A 15,874-nucleotide genomic window follows, 5' to 3' on the forward strand; every position below is an offset into this window, starting at 1 on the left:
GCGTCTTCACCCCGCGTCTTCACCCCGTGTCGTCGCCGCAGACGTCGAGCAGCAGCTCGCCGGGCAGCGAGAGGATCCGCGCGAGCAGCCCGCGGTCCAGCTCGACCGCGTGCTCGGTGGCGTGGGACGCGACCAGGCAGAACCAGCCGGCCCGGTAGCCGGCCTCGGCCAGCGCCCACAGCTCGGCCCGGCGCGGCTCGAGGACGTCCAGCACCTGCCTGAGGTGCGCGGCCGGCTCGGCGTCCGCGGTGGACGTCGAGAGGCGCCACAGCGATTCCGCGCGGACCGCGCTCGATCGCCGGCTCACCGGCGTCCCGGCTTCGGCCGCGGTCGTCGGGCGGACGCCGAGCCGCCGGGTGACCTCGGCGGCCGTCAGCCCGGGTCCGCCGAAGATCCGGTAGGTCGCCGCGGTGCGCACGGCTAAGCGCCGGCCGTGGCGAGTTCGGTGCGGCGGAACGCTTCGGGGGAGAGCTGGAACCACACCAGCACCGCGCTGACCGCCTGGATCGCGGCCACCACCACCCACACACCCCGCAGGCTCCAGTGCGCCGCGACCAGGCCGCCGGTCAGCGCGCCCAGCGGCGTCAGGCCCCAGGCCAGCGCGCGGTGGCTGGTCAGCACCCGGCCGAGCAGCGGCGCCGGGGTGAAGCGCTGGCGGCTGGACTGCGAGCAGACGTTCCAGACCAGCACCGTCGAGGTCAGGAAGACCAGCACCGCGCCGATCAGCGGCGGCCACGGCGGCAGCACGGCCAGCAGCAGCGGCGCCACCGCGCCGAGGCTCTGCGCGCCCCGCATCGACCACGAGTACCCGAACCGGTCGACGATCTTCTGCACGAAGAACGACGACGCCACCCAGCCGACCGCCAGGCAGGCGAGCAGCAAGCCGTAGCCGACCGAACCGACGTGCAGCACCTGCGTCGCGTAGAGCACCATCATCGAGTTGCCGGCGCTGGCGGCGAACGAGCCGAGCGCGACGTTGATCGTGATCGACCGTAGCAGCGGCGTCCGGACCAGGTGCGTGAGCCCGGCCGAGAGGTCCCGCAGCGGATGGGTCCGCGCCATGGTCCGCGACTCGGACGGGATGCGCCGCGCCATGAGGAGCGCGGCCAGCGCGCAGCCGGCGGCCAGCCACGCGGGAGCGCCGGCACTGACGGCGATCAGGAACCCGGTCAGCGGCGGCACGACGAACTGCACGACACCCCGGTCGATCACGGTGAGGCGCGCGTTGGCGTGGGCGAGCCGGTCCGGCTCGACGAGCTCGGGCACGAGCGCTCCGCTGGCGCCGTCCCCGAGCACCTGCGCGGTGGTGACGACGAAGGCGACGACGAGCAGCACGGGCAGGCTGAGCAGCCCGGCCGACGCGACGGCGGCGAGCACGAGCGCGGCCCCGACCTGCACGGCGTAGGCCCAGGCGAGCACGGCGGTCCGCCGCACGCGGTCGATGAGCACCCCGGCGAAGAGGGACAGCAGCAGCCACGGCGCCTGCCCGGCGATGCCGACGAGCGAGATCTCCCGCGGGTCGGTGGTGATCGACACGGCGAGCAGCGGAAGTGCCGCGAGCATCAGCCCTTCGGCGGACGAACCGGACACCGCGACGGCCTGCAGCCGCACCCACCTGTTCGTCACGCGTGCCGCCCCATGATCGGCAGTGTGCCGAAAAGTCGTAAGCAAGCCAAACTATTTTCCGGAGGCGTCGATCACGCTCCGCGACGCACCCGGGCCGAGTCGCGGTGCCGTAACGGCGGGCCGCGAATTCGAGACTCACCCCGGTAGTTCCCCGGTCGCCGGGCGCGGCCGGTCCGGATCCGAAGGGGAGAAGTTGCGCAGGCGAACTGAACGCGAGCACGTCGATCCGACCGTCCAGGCAGCGCGCATCAACCGTCGTGGCACGCTGATCACCGCCATGGCCACGGTCATCGCCGCGTTGATCGGGGGCCTCTTCGCGGCCTACAAGGTCGGCAACGACCAGGGCGTGGCCAGCGCCCCGCCGCGGACGGTCACCGTCACGGCCACGAAGCCCGGGACCGCGCCGCCGCCCGCGTCCACCGGCGCGGCGCAGGCGAGCGACGTGTCCGCCCAGGTGCGGCTCGAATCCGGCACCGGGGTCGACATCGACGCGACGGATGCCCGGGCCGTGGAGACCAGCGGCCCGAACGGGGACTTCGACCTGTACTTCGCCGATCCGGGGCTCCTGGTCAGCCGCTCGGCGATGTACTACTACAACGGCGGCGAGAACACAGCGAGCGTCGCCTGTCCCAAAGCCGTGGCCAACGACAAGCCGGCCCCGGGCGGCCAGGTCGTGCTGTCGGCCGGGAGCCAGTTCTGCGTGCGGACCTCCGAAGGCCAGGTGGGCTGGGTCAGCTGCAACGACGTGAAGACGTCCAGCGACCACACCGGGTACCTGGTCTTGAACTACCGGCTGTTCGCCACGACGTGAGCCGCGGGTTCAGCGACGCACCCGGGTCGACTCGCGCACGACCAGCTCCGGCGTGAACACCACGGCCTGGTGCTCCACCGTCGTGTCCGCCGTCTCGTTCAGCAGGAGCTCCGCCGCCGTGCGGCCGAGGCGCTGGGCGGGCTGGCGGACCGACGTCAGCGGGACCGCCGCCGCGCCCGCGAACTCGATGTCGTCGTAGCCGACGATCGCCATCTCCTCCGGGATGCGGACGCCGGCGCCGACCATGGCCTGCAGCACTCCCAGCGCGAGCAGGTCGTTGGCGCAGAACACCGCCGTCGGGCGGGGGCTCGTGCCGAGCAGGCGGGCACCCGCGTCGCGGCCGCTGGAGACGTCGAGGCCGATCGCCTCCAGGACCGTCAGCTCCACTCCGGAGTTCTCCAGCGCCGTGCGGACGCCCTGTTCGCGGTCGCGGCACTGGGCGAGGATCGCGGGGCCGTTGACGAACGCGATGCGCCGGTGGCCGGTCTCCAGGAGGTGGCGCGCCGCGAGGGCGCCGCCCGCGATGTCGTCCACCGCGACCGAGCTCGCCTCGGTCGTCGGCGCTTTGCGGTCGACGAACACGTACGGCGTGCCGCTGCGGCGGAACGCGCGCAGGGCCTCGCCGGAGGTCCCGACCGGGCTCAGCAGCACGCCGCGGACCCGCTGTTCGGCGAACATCGCCAGGTAGGACGCTTCGAGGTCGGACCGCTGGCCGCTGTTGCAGGTGATGATGTTGAGGCCCTCGGCGTGCGCGGCCTGCTCGGCGCCGCGGGCGACGTCGACGAAGAACGGGTTGCCGAGGTCGAGCACGAGCAGCCCCATGATCCGGCTGCGGCCGGCGCGCAGCTGCCGCGCCGACTCGTCGCGGACGTAGCCGAGCTCTTCGATCACCGACAGCACGCGGTTCCGGGTCGCCACCGCGACCACGTGCGGCCGGTTGACCACATTGGACACCGTGCCGATCGAGACACCGGCCCGCTTGGCGACGTCCTTGATGCCGACCAAAGCACCCCCTCGCAGAGAAAGCGTGAGCCTATCACGATCTGAAACGTTTCAGACGCTGATTCCCGCCCTTCGTCGGATGATCGCGGCACTAGGCTTCGCGGGCGGTGTGCGTGCCACTGGGAGGAGTCCGGGTGCGGATCTTCACGATCGTCCTGTCGCTGGTGCTGGCGTGGGTGCTCTCCGGGGCGGTCGCCGCGGCCGATCCCGTCCTGGAGCACGACACCGACGACCCGGTGCCGGCCGCGCCGGCCGTCACCCGGCCGGACACCGCGCACTGCAGCGTCACGCTCGCCGACGCCTTCCGCTCCAACACCGCCGACGGCACCCCGCAGTTCTACGAGGGCACGCTCGCGCCGCCCAAGGCCTGCCCCGGCCCGTGGGCGAAGGTCGTGCTGGACCAGACCGTGACCGTCAGCGGCCGGCAGTACGACCGGATCGGCGACCTGCGGATCGGCACCACCGAAGTCTGGTGGGGCACGACCGAGGAGCCCAGCGGCGAGGGCAACCGGGCGATCACGTACCACTTCGACAAGGACCTCACGCCCTACAGCGCGTTGCTGCGCACGCCGCAGCCCTTCCACGGCGGCATCGAGAACTACAACTCGCCGATCTACACCGGTGTGTACGCCCAGACCGTGACGCTCACCTACTACCAGGCCGACCGGCGGCACCCCGCGCCCGAGACCTCCGACCACGTCGCCGGGTTCGGGCACGTCGACGCGACGCCCGCGGCGCCGACGGTGCACTTCAGCGCGAAGGACCTGCCGCGCAACATCACCCGCGCCTACCTCGAGGTCACCCTCGAAGGCCACGCGTGCGACGAGCAGTGGTTCGACGACGTCCCGGACGCGGTGTCGGCGAAGTACCCGGCGGCCGGGCTCTGCGGCAAGGGCCCCTACCGCGAAGCGAACTTCGCGCTCGACGGGACGCCCGCCGGCAGCGCGTTCACCTTCCCGCACATCTACTCCGGCGGGATCGTGCCGCAGCTGTGGCGGCCGATCGTCGCGATCGACACCTTCAGCCTGCAGGCCGAGACCTACGACATCACGCCGTTCGCGGGCCGGCTCGTGGACGGCGGTGCGCACGATCTCTCCTTCTCCTTCCCGGACATCGGCGGTGAGTTCACCGTCGTCCCGACGCTACTGCTCTACACCGACAAAAACGCCGCGCGGACGTCCGGCGCCCTGACCCAGCACGACGTCGCGGCGGCGCCGGTGCGGCACGAAACGGTCAAGGACATCAAGGACGGCGTGAACGTGACGGTGACGGCGAAGCGCCACGACGTCACCGCGGGCTACGTCGACACCTCCGCGGGCCGCGTGTACTCCCGCGTCGAGCGCACCCGCGACTACCGCAACAGCGACGACGTCACCGGCGGCGGCTTCACCCAGCACGTCGTGCAGGGCGACTCGGGACAGCAGACGTCGACGTCCACTGTGGACGGCCGGGTGCGCTCGGCGGCGCGGCACACCTGGTCCTACCCGCTGACCACCGACGCGACCGCGGCCATCACCGACGACCAGAACCTGCGGATCTCCGGCTCGGCCGAGATGACGCAGACCCTCGCCGACCTCACCGGCGACGGGCGGGGGTGGCGCCCGGTCCGCGCGTCGAGCGAGTGGCTGAGCTCCTCGGGTGTGCTGGCCCGCACGAACGGCGTCAACACCGAGGCCGACGGGCGTTCGCGCACGTCGTTCGCCGGCTCCGACGACGCCGGCCGGCCGTACTTCCACTACGTCGCGAGCGAGCACGGGCTGATCACCGAGAACCGGGAGCTCCCGCCCAGGAGGTGAAACAGCTCTCGCGGTACCTCACCCGATCGGGCTAGTGCGGTAGTGTCGTTTCCATGGGGAGTCTCCGCTCACGGGTCCTGGGCTGGGTCGGGCGTCGGTATCTCGCGCGGCAGTCGAAAAAGGGCTTCGACCTCGAAAAGATGTCGTCCTTCCTGCCCGAGGCGGCCCTGCGGCCGCTCCGGCGTGACGGGCTCGACCCGGTCGCCGAGATCGGCGCGATCCGGGCCGAGGCGCCGATCAGCAAGCTCGACCTGCCGTTCGGGATGAACGCCTGGCTGGTCACGGGCTACGACGAGGCGAAGGCCGTGCTGGGCAAGGTGACGGAGTTCTCCACGGACTTCACCAACCTGGTGGGCAGCGCCGGGGTCACCGAGGACCAGAACCCGGGCGGGCTCGGGTTCGCGGACCCGCCGGTGCACACGCGGCTGCGCAAGCTGCTCACGCCGGAGTTCACCATGCGCCGGCTCAACCGGCTGACCCCGCGCATCGACGAGATCGTCACCGAGCAGCTCGACGCGATGGCCAAGACCGAGGGCCCGGTCGACCTGTGGCGGGCGTTCGCGCTGCCGATCCCGTCGCTGACGATCTGCGAGCTGCTCGGCGTGTCCTACGAGGACCGCGAGGACTTCCAGCGGCTGGGCACCGCGCGCTTCGACCTCTTCGGGGGCGCGAGCGCATCGCTCGGCGCGATGTCGGAGTCGCTGACGTACCTGCTCGACATCGTGAAGAAGCAGCGGGAAGAGCCCGGCGACGGCCTGCTCGGCATGCTGATCAAGGAACACGGCGACGAGATCTCGGACCGCGAGCTGGCCGGCCTCGCCGACGGCGTCCTGACCGGCGGCCTGGAGACGACGGCCAGCATGCTCGCCCTCGGCGCACTGGTGCTGCTGCGCGACGAGAAGGCGTTCGACGCGGTCCGCGGCGACGAGCAGTCCGTGCACAAGTTCGTCGAGGAGCTGCTGCGCTACCTGACGGTGGTGCAGATGGCGTTCCCCCGGTTCGCCAAGGAGGACATGGAGATCGGCGGCGAGCGGATCTCCGAGGGCGACATCGTGCTGGTGTCGCTGTCGGCGGCCGACCGCGACGCGAAGCTGGGCGCGGACATGGAGAAGTTCGACGCCACCCGCGAGCCGACGTCACACTTGGCGTTCAGCTACGGAATCCACCGCTGCATCGGCGCGGAGCTGGCCCGCATGGAGCTGCGCACGGCGTACCCGGCCCTGGTCCGCCGCTTCCCGAACCTGCGGCTCGCGGTGCCGGCGGAGGAGCTTTCGTTCCGCAAGGTGTCCATTGTGTACGGACTGGACGAGCTGCCCGTCCTGGTGGACTGACGTTGTAGACACCCACCAGCGGGTTCACGAACAGCTCGCTGCCGGCGGTGCATGTGGTGAACTGGGCCTTCCCGAACTCACCCCCGCAGCGCGGCGGCGAGGCTGACAATGTCCTCTTCGGGAGCACTCGGGGCGGTCCGGCGAGGCTGTGCACCCGGCCATCCCGCGGGGGCGGGGGTGGTCCTAAGTGGACCGAGAGCGCCGGTTCGCCGGCGAGACCCTGCCCGCCCGCCCCGGCCCCCGGCGGGCGAACTACCTCAGTTCACCCCACGGGGCCGAAACTGAATGCTGATCCGCGGCCCGACAGGCTTCGCGGTCTTCGGAACCGAGTGCTCCCAAGTCCGCTGGCAACTCCCGCCCATCACCAGCAAATCGCCGTGCCCCAACGGCCGCCCCAGCGTCTTCCCGCCGCCGCCGCGAGGTCGCAGCGCCAGGTTGCGGGCCGCGCCGACCGAGAGGATCGCGATCATCGTGTCCTCGCGGGCACCGCGGCCGATGCGGTCGCCGTGCCAGGCCACGCTGTCGCGGCCGTCGCGGTAGTAGCACAGGCCCGCCGTGCGGAACGGCTCGCGCAGCTCCCGCAGGTAGTGCTTGCTCAGCGCGTCCCGCGCTGCCACCAGAGCCGGGTGGGGGAGCGGTGCGCTCTCGCGGTAATAGCTCAGCAGCCGCGGCACGGCGACGACGCGGTCGTACATCTTCCGCTTCTCCGCCTGCCACGGCACGCCCTCGACCAGCGCAGCGAACAGCTCGTCGGCGCCTTCGAGCCAGCCCGGCTGGACGTCCACCCACGCGCCCGAGCCGAGGTCGGTCCGCTCGGGCGCGAGCGGGCGCAGCGCGATCGCGCCCTCGGTGCCGAACAGGGAAGACTGGAGACCCGCGTTCATGGTCCCCAGCCTACACCAAGATCGAACACCTGTTCTAGTGAATCACGGCGTAGACGAGCTTCTGGATCCCGTTGCCGTAGGACTCGCTCTCGACGAGCTTCAGGGCCTGCTTGTCCTTGTCGGTCTCGCTGAACAGCCGCTTCCCCGCGCCGAGCAGCACCGGGAACACCAGCAGGTGGTAGCGGTCGACCAGGCCGGCGTCGGCGAGCGCGCGGTTCAGCGCGGCGCTGCCGTTGACGATGATCGGCCCGCCTTCGGTCTCCTTCAGCGCCGCGACGTCGTCCAGCGAGCGGAGGATCGTCGTCTCGCCCCAGTTCGTCACCAGGTCGGACTCCTGGAGCGTGGTCGACACGACGTACTTCGGCATCGCGTTGTAGGCCGCGAACTCGACCGTCATGCCCGGCCACACCGGCGCGAACGCCTCGTAGCTGACCCGGCCCAGCAGCAGCGCCGTCGCTTCCTCCTGCTCGGTGCCCTTCATGGCGTAGGCGGCCGGGTCGAACTCGATGTCCTTGAAGGTCCAGCCCGAGTTGCGGTAGCCCGGCTCTCCGCCGGGCCCTTCGACGACGCCGTCGAGCGAGACGAACGAGGTGGAGATCAGGGTGCGCATGGGTGCTCCTAGGTCGATCTTGGGTGCGTTCACCAGTGTGTCGAACGGCGGCGGCCGGATTCGACAACGCCGCGCGGAAAACTTCCGACGCACTTCCCGGCGCCGAAGTGGGTCTTGTCCGCGGCCGCCCCGGCTCGTACAGTCACACCCACGCCGGACAAAGGTCTGAACCTGTGTCCGGGCACCGCCGCCTCGAGTGACACAGGAGGTCGACGGTGCGCAGACTTCGCGGCGCGGGCGTGCTCGCGGCGGTCGTGACGGGACTCGCGGTCCTGGTCCCGAACGCGGACGCCCAGGTCGGTGGCGGGTCCTGGATTTCGGACTCGCCGAGCTTCAACACACAGGAAAAAGGGTGCGGCGCCGTCTCCGGCCTCACCTTCAAGCTGACCTGCTCGACGGGCAGCGGTGAACAGCGGGCGGAACGCCGCTACGCCACCTACTCCGGTGGCACCCACCAGTTCGAGGGCTCCTTCAAGATCACCAGCATGACCGGCTCCCGGATCAGTCTCAAGCAGACGTTCCGGGACGGATCGAGCGCCGGCCCGTACTTCCTGCTGGCCGTCGAGAAGGGCGGCCGGATGTACGCCGTCGAAGGCGGGGCGACGCTGGGCAGCGGCGCGACCGTCGGGACGTCGGTGCGGGTCAACACGATCAACCAGGTCGGCAGCTCGCACAAGGTGTACATCAACGGCTCGCTGAAGCAGACGATCTCGAGCCCGAGCGGCAGCTACTACGACAAGTTCGGCAGCTACCGCACCGCCAGCGGCGCGGGGCCGATCACGGTCACCTGGAGCGGGATCAAGTTCTGGCACCGGTGACGCGGACGCGGCGTCCCCGGGGTCAGGCCGGGGACGCCGCCCACGCGTCGAGGCCGTCGCGGGCGGCCAGCCGCAGCCCGCTGGTGAACCGGCGGTGCGTCCCGGTGAGCGGGTCGTCGAAGGCGAGGACCTTGGCCAGCAGCTGGAGGGGTTTCGTGAAGTCCCCGAGGGGTTTGTCCCGCAGTTCGGGGTAGAAGTCGTCGCCGAGGATCGGGACGCCGAGGCCGCTCAGGTGCACGCGCAGCTGGTGAGTCCGCCCGGTCGAGGGCACCAGCCGGTAGTGGCCGAGTCCGTCGCGGTGCCCGGCCAGCTCGACGTAGGTCTCGGCGTTCGGTTCGCCCGGCACCTCCTGTGCCGCCAGCACGCCGCGTTCCTTGACGATCCGGCTGCGCACGGTCCGCGGCAGCTCCAGCGCCGGGTCGTACGGCGCGATCGCCTCGTACTCCTTGTGGACCTTCCGGTCGCGGAAGAGCGTCTGGTACTTCCCGCGCAGCTCCGGCGTGATCACGAACATCACCAGCCCGGCGGTGACGCGGTCGAGGCGGTGCGCGGGGGAGAGGTGCGGCAGGTCGAGGTCGCGGCGCAACCGCACGAGCGCCGTCTCGAGGATGTGCTGCCCGCGCGGGATGGTCGCCAGGAAGTGCGGCTTGTCGACGACCAGCAGGTGCTCGTCGCGATGCACGACGCGGATGTCGAACGGCACCGGCACCTCGTCCGGCAGGTCGCGGTGGAACCAGATGAACGAGCCGGGCGCGTACGGCTCGTCGACGCCGAGCGGGCCGTCGGTGCCGTGGATGCGCTCCTCGCGCAGCATCTGCTCGATCCGGTCCGGCGTCACGCGCGGCAGGCGGTCGACGAGGTGCGCCAGCAGGGTCGGCCACTCGCCGTCGGGCAGTTTCAGCCGGGCGGGCTCCAGCCCGTGGCGGGGCGGGATCGGGGGCCGGAGCTTGCGTCTCATCGTCCCCCGACTGTAGCTAACCCTCCGACGGCGTCCGGTAGCGCGCGATGTAGCGGGCCGTCGCCTCGGCGTTCTTCGCCTCGGCCGCCGCGGCCCGGACGTGGCGGCCGGTGTGGTGCGGGAAGCCCTGCCGGCCGAGCCGGTGCTCGATGCTCTCCTCCATGTAGGCGCAGGAGTAGAAGTACGCGACGAGCGCGGCCATGAGGACCAGCGAGAGGCGCAGCCAGATCGAGCCGGGCAGCAGCAGCCACACCGCGCAGAGGGGCACGATGCCGACCGACCGCTGGGACACGTACCGGGCTCGCCAGTGCTTCGACGTCGCGTCGTGCAGGGCCCAGTCCTTGTAGCGGTCCGGAAGTTTGACGCCGATGGCGTAACCGAGCCAGCGGAGTGCACCAGGTCGTTCCATGGGTTCCAGTGTACACTAATAGTTAGTGTACTAATTGTCTCGTGGGCCACGTTAGGATCGCGCCATGATCGACCTGGGTGAGGACCCCCTGAAGCTCGACCGGCAGGTGTGTTTCGCGCTGTCGGTGGCTTCGCGCAGCGTGATCGCGATCTACCGGCCGCTGCTGGAGCCGTACGGCCTGACCCATCCGCAGTACCTGGTGATGCTCGCGCTGTGGGAGCGCTCGCCGCGGTCGGTGAAGGACCTGGGCACGTCGCTGCGGCACGAGCCGGCGACGCTGTCGCCGCTGCTCAAGCGGCTGGAGGCGCTGGGGTACGTCACGCGCAGCCGGAGCCGGGCGGACGAACGCCAGCTGATCGTCGAGCTGACGGAGTCCGGGCGCGCGTTGCGGGCCGAGGCGGAGAAGATCCCGTACCGCGTGGTGGAGGCGCTGGGGATGGAGGTCTCCGAGCTGGAGGCGCTGCACGGCGTGCTGTCCCGGGTCATCGCGGCGACGGCCTGAGGGGGCAGTGTGCTGAAGATCAGGCTGGGCGTCGCCCCGGCGGCGGGGACCGGACCGGCGGAGTTCGCCGGGCTGGCGGAACGGCTCGAGAGCGCCGGCGTCGACTCGCTGTGGCTGTCCGAGCTGGTGTACTCGCCCGAGGTCGACCCGATGATCGGCATGGCGCACGCGCTGGCCCGGACGTCGAAGCTCAAGGTCGGCACGGGCGTCGCGATCCTGCCGGGGCGGCATCCGGTGCTGGTGGCGAAGCAGCTGCTGACGCTGGCGGGGCTGGCGCCGAAACGGGTGCTGCCGGTGTTCGGATTGCGCCCTGCGCGTGCGACGGAGCATGACCTGTTCCCGGTGCCGGCGGGTCGTCGGGCGGCGGTGTTCGACGAGTCGCTGGTGCTTTTGCGGAGACTGCTCGAGGAGGACTCGGTGTCGTTCTCGGGTTCGTTCTTCGAAGTTTCCGATGTTTCGCTGGGGCCGCGGCCGGCGAAGCGCCTGGACGTCTGGCTGGGTGGGTCGGCTCCGGCCGCGTTGCGTCGCACGGGACGGCTGGCCGATGGGTGGCTCGGGAGTTTCCATACGCCGTCGCAGGCGCGGGCGGCTGTTGTCGCGATCCAGGCCGCTGCCGCGGAGGCGGGGCGGGAGATCGAGGAGGACCACTTCGGGCTGAGCCTGGTGGTGGCGGATCGTGGGGTGCCTGCGGAGCTGGCCGCGGTGGCGGCTCGGCGTAGTCCGGGGGTGCCGGTTTCGGAGCTGGTGGCGACGAGCTGGCCCGAAGCCCGGCGGCTGGTGGAGGAGTACATCGAGGCGGGGCTGTCGAAGTTCGTGATCCGGCCCGGGCACGGGGATTTCGACGGGTTCCTGGAGAAGTTCCAGGCCGAGCTGGTGCCGCTGCAGAACTACGGCCGCTAGAACTCCAGCTGCTCCGCCTTCCGCGGCATCAGCAGCAGCGCAACCACGGAAACCGCCGCCACCACCAGCAACCCGACGAACACGTAATGCGTAGCCTCCGCCAAAGCCCCCCGGACGAACGTCGCCACCGGCGACGCGGAATGGTCGCCCAGCACCAGCGAAGTCGCGTCCACCGATGGTGGCAGCTTGCCCGCCACCTCCGCCGGCGGCGAAGCGAACCTCGAAGCCAACGTCGCGTTCGCGATCGCGCCGAACACCGCCGCTCCCACCGCGCTGCCCAGGGACCTGCTGAACAGGTTCGTCGCCGTCACCACGCCTCGGCGGTCCCAGCCCACCACCGACTGGATCGCCACCAGGGTCGGGCTCGACGTCAGCCCCAGGCCCAGACCCAGGACGAACGCCGCCAGCGCCGCCGCCCAGAGGGACGACGTCGCGTCCAGCAGGGCCACCAGTACCGCGCCGCCGACCACGAACACCGTGCCGATCAGGGCCGTGTCGCGGAAGCCGATGCGCAGGTAGATCTTGCCCGCCAACGATGCCGAAATCGGCCAGCCGACCGTCAACGCCGCCACCGCGAAGCCCGCGACCAGCGCGCCCGCGCCGAGCACCCCCTGCGCGTACGTCGGCAGGTACGACGTCAGCCCCATCAGGACCGCGCCCACCACCACCGCCAGCAGGTTGCCGCCCACCAGGATCCGGCGGGTGAACACCCACAGCGGCAGCACCGGCTCGGCCGCCCGCTTCTCCACCAGCACGAACGCCACCAGCAGGACCACGCCCGTGACGAAGATCGCCACGCTCGGCAGTGAGCCCCACGCCCACGCCACGCCGCCTTCGAGCAGGCCCAGGATCACCAGCGAACAGCCGATCGTGAGCAGCGCCGCGCCCGTGTAGTCGACCTTGTGGGGCTTGCGCTCCACCCGCTCGGCGAAGTTGCGGACCAGCATCAGCGCCGCGATCGCGCCCAGCGGCAGGTTGATGAAGAAGATCCACCGCCAGTCCAGGTACTCCGCGAACACGCCGCCGATCGTCGGGCCGACCACCGACGCGATGCCCCAGACGCTCGCGACGTAGCCCTGCACCCGGGCGCGCTCCTCGACCGTGTAGAGGTCGCCGATGATCGTCATCGACATCGGCTGGATCGCGCCCGCGCCGATGCCCTGCACCGCGCGCGCCGCGATCAGCACGGGCATGCTCCACGCGGCGCCGCACAGCACCGAGCCCACCAGGAACGCCGCGATGCCGAAGAACATCACCGGACGGCGGCCGAGCACGTCGGCGAACTTGCCGTACAGCGGGACGGTGACCGCCTGGGTCAGCAGGTAGACCGAGAACAGCCACGGGAACTGCGAAAACCCGCCGAGGTCGCGCACCACCGACGGGACGGCGGTCGCGATGATCGTGCTGTCCAGGGCGACCAGGGCGGTGCTCAGCATGACCGCGATCAGCACCGGGCCGCGCTCCGACCGGAAACCGACCCCCTTCACGCTGGTGGCGGGGGTGCTCGTCATCGGCGGGCTGCTCCTCGGGGCGGTCACGACTGGGGTCAACTACTTTGCAATCCTAAGCATTCCATCCGGGGGCCGGGTACCCCAGTGAATTTCCGTCACAGTGCGCATCCCGGAAGATGGGTCGGATGAGCGACTGGATCAGGCCGATCGGGCAGGGGTGGGTGGTCCGCGACGCGGTGCCCGGCCCCGACGTCGACGAGTTCGCCGAACCCGAGCGCGTGGTCGCGGCGCTGGCCGCGCCCGGCGCCGCGGACAGCCTGCTGGCCGTGCAGCACCCGGCCCGCACGCCCGCGGCGCTGGCGCGCGGGCTCGACCTGACCGCCGCGGTCCCGGTCGCGCGGGCCGTGCTCGAACGGCTCCGCAAGCGGTTCTACCGGCCGGTGCGCGAGATCGTCGCGCCCTACCGGATCGAAGGGCCGGACGGCGTGGCGCTCGGCCTGCTGTGCCTGGTCGACCCGGCGGCGGTGACCGACGACGGCGCCGCGCGCGTCCGGCACACCGAGGACGTCTACGCCGACGTCGTGGCCGAACGCGCGGCCGTGCTGGCGGGGCTGGGCTGCGCGACGAGCGCGGCGATGCTCGTCCCGGCGGCCGACGGCGACCTGCTGACCGAGCAGATCGAACGGGCCTGCGCCGGCCTCGGCCTGCCCGATCTGTCCACTTCGGACGCGGCCGGGCGGCGGCACGAGCTGTGGGTGGTGCCGGCGGGGCCGTTGCAGAGCCGGCTGCTGGCCACCGTCGCCGCGGCCGAGTTGCTGGTCGCCGACGGCAACCACCGGGTCGCCGCCGCGACGGCGGCCGGGCACAGCGCGCTGCTCGCCCTGGTCACGGCGGGTCCGCAGCTGCGGATCGGCGCGATCAACCGGGTTCTGACCGGCACCGGGCTCGGGCCGGAAGACCTGGTGTCCCGCTGGTGCGCGGCCGGCCTGGACGTCCGGTACGACGAGCACGCGGTGCCCGTGCCGGGCGAAGTGGTCGTCCGCGCTGGCTCGGCGGTGCTGCGGATCCCGCTCCCGGAGCTGCCGGGGGCGGCGCCGGTGATCGACCACGAGATCGTCGAGCGGGTCCTGTTCGCCGAGGCGCTCGGGGTGGATCCCGACGGGCCGTGCGTGCTGCCGTTGCCCGCGGGCCGCCCGCTGCCGGCCGACGCGGACGCCGTGGTCCTGCTGGCACCGGTGCGGTATTCGGACGTGCTCGCGGTGCACGCGGCCGGCCGCCGGATGCCGCGCAAGGCCACCTACTTCACGCCGAAGCCGCGCAGCGGGCTGGTGCTGGCGGAGCTCTAGCGCGCGTCCCACCAGGTCAGGACCCGGGTCGCCAGGAGCGTCAGCCACTTCGACGGCTCGCCCGGCGGGACGTCGACCTCGAACCACACCCGGCCGGTGTGCCGCTCGGTCCGGAGCCACGTCCCGTCCGGCTGCCGCGCTGCGCGGATCAGCTCGATCGCTTCCGCTATGCGCGGGTCCGGCCGGTCCGCGTCCCGGAAGTACGAAGCCGCGTTGAGCACGTCGTAGTGCCAGCGGATCGGGTACGAGAACTCGCCCATCCACGGCGCGATCGGCGCACCGGTCGAAAGCCGCCGGAAGAGGCCGCGTTCCAGCAGGTACTCCTCACCGGCGAGGCGGGCCTCCCGGGAAGCGGGAGTGCCGCCGGTCGCGCGTTCGAACGCGAGCAGGCCCTTCAGCGCGTTGAGTGTCGAGTGGACCGACGAGCGCGTCGACCCCTCGATCCACTCGCAGTTCCAGCCGCCGTCCGGCAGCCGGTGCGCGACGAACCAGTCGGCGATCCCGGAGACGTCCGCGCCGAGCCAGACGCCGTTCGCCAGCGTCCAGGCGTTGATGCAGCAGTCGACTTCGCCGTCCCAGTAGGGCAGGTTTTCGTACTCCCACCGGCTGTTCTCGGCCAGCAAGGCCGCGGTTCCCCGCAGCGCCGAGGCGTCGAGGCCCCACTCGCGCAACGAGTTCAACGTCCACGTCGTCGCCGTCCAGGGCTGGGCTTCGCCGCCCTGGAAGCCCGCCGGGAAGAACGCGCCGCCCGCCCACTGGCCGTCGGGGTCCTGCAGCGCCAGCAACCGCGCGCCGAACCCCTCCGTGGCGATCCGCGCCCGCGTCGCGTCCCAAACGGACGGTGGCTCGCCCGCCAGATCGCGCTCCACCTGCCAGCGCAGGGCCGGGTCGGAGTCGAGCAGCCAGGCGAGCACGTCCATCAGGCCCCCGTGACGCCGTCGATCGCTTCGCGCAGGAAGTCGGCGTGGCCGTTGTGCCGTGCGTACTCGTGGATCATGTGCAGCATCACCAGCCGCAGCGAGACGTCCTCGCCCCAGCGCGCCTGGTGTCCCGTGACGTCCAGGGACTCGGCGGCCTCTTCGATCTTGCGGGATTGCTCCACTTCGGTCTGCCACGCTTCGAACGCCTCCGCGCGCGTCGAGGTGCTCGCGTCGTAGGCGGCCTGGAAGTCGCCCTCGGCCGACCACCGCAGCGGGATGTCCTCGGCGTTGATCACCCGCCGGAACCAGGTGCGCTCGACCTCGGCCATGTGCTTGACCAGGCCGAGCAAGGTCAGCGTCGACGGCGGGCTCGGCGCCCGGCGGAGGTCCTCGTCGGACAGTCCGTCGCACTTCATGGCGAGGGTGGCGCGGTGGAAGTCGAGGAACGTGCGCAGCATTTCGCGCTCGCCCCCGACCAGGGGCGGTTCAGGGCGTTCGGTGGTCACCGAC

17 protein-coding genes are annotated in these 15,874 nt (G+C 71.5%); 7 read left to right on the forward strand and 10 right to left on the reverse strand.

Annotated features, from left to right (window positions below):
* Positions 1 to 19 precede the first annotated feature (19 nt).
* Positions 20 to 418, reverse strand: coding sequence for a DUF4279 domain-containing protein (locus tag ACZ7OU_RS28665; protein ID WP_470257513.1), 399 nt, complete (start codon positions 416 to 418; stop codon positions 20 to 22).
* Between the two features lie 2 nt (positions 419 to 420).
* Complete coding sequence (locus tag ACZ7OU_RS28670; protein ID WP_470257514.1) at positions 421 to 1,626, reverse strand: MFS transporter; 1,206 nt, start codon at positions 1,624 to 1,626, stop codon at positions 421 to 423.
* Between the two features lie 193 nt (positions 1,627 to 1,819).
* Between ACZ7OU_RS28670 and ACZ7OU_RS28675 the strand changes: the two genes are divergently transcribed.
* Positions 1,820 to 2,437 (forward strand): hypothetical protein, encoded by a 618-nt coding sequence (locus tag ACZ7OU_RS28675; protein ID WP_470257515.1) that lies wholly within the window; start codon positions 1,820 to 1,822, stop codon positions 2,435 to 2,437.
* Between the two features lie 9 nt (positions 2,438 to 2,446).
* Here ACZ7OU_RS28675 and ACZ7OU_RS28680 read toward each other — a convergent pair whose 3' ends face one another.
* Positions 2,447 to 3,442, reverse strand: coding sequence for a LacI family DNA-binding transcriptional regulator (locus tag ACZ7OU_RS28680; protein ID WP_470236966.1), 996 nt, complete (start codon positions 3,440 to 3,442; stop codon positions 2,447 to 2,449).
* A 131-nt stretch (positions 3,443 to 3,573) separates the two neighbouring features.
* Between ACZ7OU_RS28680 and ACZ7OU_RS28685 the strand changes: the two genes are divergently transcribed.
* Both ACZ7OU_RS28685 and ACZ7OU_RS28690 read left to right on the forward strand, forming a co-directional pair.
* Positions 3,574 to 5,235 (forward strand): peptide-N4-asparagine amidase, encoded by a 1,662-nt coding sequence (locus tag ACZ7OU_RS28685; RefSeq protein WP_470257516.1) that lies wholly within the window; start codon positions 3,574 to 3,576, stop codon positions 5,233 to 5,235.
* Between the two features lie 53 nt (positions 5,236 to 5,288).
* Positions 5,289 to 6,566 carry a cytochrome P450 gene (locus tag ACZ7OU_RS28690; protein WP_470236964.1) on the forward strand — a complete coding sequence of 426 codons (1,278 nt, stop codon included), beginning with the start codon at positions 5,289 to 5,291 and terminating at the stop codon, positions 6,564 to 6,566.
* A gap of 257 nt (positions 6,567 to 6,823) precedes the next feature.
* Here the strand turns inward: ACZ7OU_RS28690 and ACZ7OU_RS28695 are convergent, their stop codons facing one another.
* Both ACZ7OU_RS28695 and ACZ7OU_RS28700 read right to left on the reverse strand, forming a co-directional pair.
* Positions 6,824 to 7,450, reverse strand: a complete 627-nt coding sequence (locus ACZ7OU_RS28695) for an alpha-ketoglutarate-dependent dioxygenase AlkB (protein WP_470257517.1) — start codon at positions 7,448 to 7,450, stop codon at positions 6,824 to 6,826.
* Positions 7,451 to 7,484: 34 nt separating this feature from the next.
* On the reverse strand, positions 7,485 to 8,060 hold the full coding sequence (locus ACZ7OU_RS28700) for a dihydrofolate reductase family protein (RefSeq protein WP_470236962.1): 576 nt from the start codon (positions 8,058 to 8,060) through the stop codon (positions 7,485 to 7,487).
* Positions 8,061 to 8,299: 239 nt separating this feature from the next.
* On the opposite strand from ACZ7OU_RS28700, the gene ACZ7OU_RS28705 reads away from it, so the two are divergent.
* Positions 8,300 to 8,878 carry a hypothetical protein gene (locus ACZ7OU_RS28705; protein WP_470257667.1) on the forward strand — a complete coding sequence of 193 codons (579 nt, stop codon included), beginning with the start codon at positions 8,300 to 8,302 and terminating at the stop codon, positions 8,876 to 8,878.
* Between the two features lie 22 nt (positions 8,879 to 8,900).
* Here the strand turns inward: ACZ7OU_RS28705 and ACZ7OU_RS28710 are convergent, their stop codons facing one another.
* Both ACZ7OU_RS28710 and ACZ7OU_RS28715 read right to left on the reverse strand, forming a co-directional pair.
* Positions 8,901 to 9,836, reverse strand: coding sequence for an RluA family pseudouridine synthase (locus ACZ7OU_RS28710; protein WP_470257518.1), 936 nt, complete (start codon positions 9,834 to 9,836; stop codon positions 8,901 to 8,903).
* A 16-nt stretch (positions 9,837 to 9,852) separates the two neighbouring features.
* Positions 9,853 to 10,245 carry a DUF5313 domain-containing protein gene (locus ACZ7OU_RS28715; RefSeq protein ID WP_470236960.1) on the reverse strand — a complete coding sequence of 131 codons (393 nt, stop codon included), beginning with the start codon at positions 10,243 to 10,245 and terminating at the stop codon, positions 9,853 to 9,855.
* Between the two features lie 64 nt (positions 10,246 to 10,309).
* On the opposite strand from ACZ7OU_RS28715, the gene ACZ7OU_RS28720 reads away from it, so the two are divergent.
* Both ACZ7OU_RS28720 and ACZ7OU_RS28725 read left to right on the forward strand, forming a co-directional pair.
* On the forward strand, positions 10,310 to 10,747 hold the full coding sequence (locus ACZ7OU_RS28720; protein ID WP_470257519.1) for a MarR family winged helix-turn-helix transcriptional regulator: 438 nt from the start codon (positions 10,310 to 10,312) through the stop codon (positions 10,745 to 10,747).
* 9 nt (positions 10,748 to 10,756) lie between these two features.
* Entirely contained in the window at positions 10,757 to 11,647 is an 891-nt protein-coding gene (locus ACZ7OU_RS28725; protein WP_470257520.1) for a TIGR03854 family LLM class F420-dependent oxidoreductase, read from the forward strand.
* Here the strand turns inward: ACZ7OU_RS28725 and ACZ7OU_RS28730 are convergent.
* Complete coding sequence (locus tag ACZ7OU_RS28730; RefSeq protein WP_470257521.1) at positions 11,644 to 13,158, reverse strand: MDR family MFS transporter; 1,515 nt, start codon at positions 13,156 to 13,158, stop codon at positions 11,644 to 11,646. The genes ACZ7OU_RS28725 and ACZ7OU_RS28730 overlap by 4 nt on opposite strands.
* A 125-nt stretch (positions 13,159 to 13,283) precedes the next feature.
* Between ACZ7OU_RS28730 and ACZ7OU_RS28735 the strand changes: the two genes are divergently transcribed.
* Positions 13,284 to 14,444 (forward strand): DUF1015 family protein, encoded by a 1,161-nt coding sequence (locus ACZ7OU_RS28735; RefSeq protein WP_470257522.1) that lies wholly within the window; start codon positions 13,284 to 13,286, stop codon positions 14,442 to 14,444.
* Here the strand turns inward: ACZ7OU_RS28735 and ACZ7OU_RS28740 are convergent.
* Together ACZ7OU_RS28740 and ACZ7OU_RS28745 are read right to left on the reverse strand one after the other, a co-directional pair.
* Entirely contained in the window at positions 14,441 to 15,364 is a 924-nt protein-coding gene (locus ACZ7OU_RS28740) for a squalene cyclase (RefSeq protein ID WP_470257523.1), read from the reverse strand. The two genes, ACZ7OU_RS28735 and ACZ7OU_RS28740, sit on opposite strands and share 4 nt — an antisense overlap.
* Positions 15,364 to 15,870: a DinB family protein gene (locus tag ACZ7OU_RS28745; protein ID WP_470257524.1), complete on the reverse strand. Its 507-nt coding sequence runs from the start codon at positions 15,868 to 15,870 to the stop codon at positions 15,364 to 15,366. Before ACZ7OU_RS28745 ends, ACZ7OU_RS28740 begins: the two co-directional genes overlap by 1 nt.
* Positions 15,871 to 15,874: the final 4 nt, after the last annotated feature.

The sequence above is a fragment of the Amycolatopsis sp. NPDC114505 genome, from assembly GCF_055633615.1.

Coding starts and splice junctions, on each gene's coding strand:
- ACZ7OU_RS28690 (WP_470236964.1), top strand. CDS start 5,289: ATGGGGAGTCTCCGCTCACGGGTCCTGGGCTGGGTCGGGCGTCGGTAT.
- ACZ7OU_RS28695 (WP_470257517.1), bottom strand. CDS start 7,450: ATGAACGCGGGTCTCCAGTCTTCCCTGTTCGGCACCGAGGGCGCGATC.
- ACZ7OU_RS28700 (WP_470236962.1), bottom strand. CDS start 8,060: ATGCGCACCCTGATCTCCACCTCGTTCGTCTCGCTCGACGGCGTCGTC.
- ACZ7OU_RS28710 (WP_470257518.1), bottom strand. CDS start 9,836: ATGAGACGCAAGCTCCGGCCCCCGATCCCGCCCCGCCACGGGCTGGAG.
- ACZ7OU_RS28715 (WP_470236960.1), bottom strand. CDS start 10,245: ATGGAACGACCTGGTGCACTCCGCTGGCTCGGTTACGCCATCGGCGTC.
- ACZ7OU_RS28720 (WP_470257519.1), top strand. CDS start 10,310: ATGATCGACCTGGGTGAGGACCCCCTGAAGCTCGACCGGCAGGTGTGT.
- ACZ7OU_RS28730 (WP_470257521.1), bottom strand. CDS start 13,158: ATGACGAGCACCCCCGCCACCAGCGTGAAGGGGGTCGGTTTCCGGTCG.
- ACZ7OU_RS28735 (WP_470257522.1), top strand. CDS start 13,284: ATGAGCGACTGGATCAGGCCGATCGGGCAGGGGTGGGTGGTCCGCGAC.
- ACZ7OU_RS28740 (WP_470257523.1), bottom strand. CDS start 15,364: ATGGACGTGCTCGCCTGGCTGCTCGACTCCGACCCGGCCCTGCGCTGG.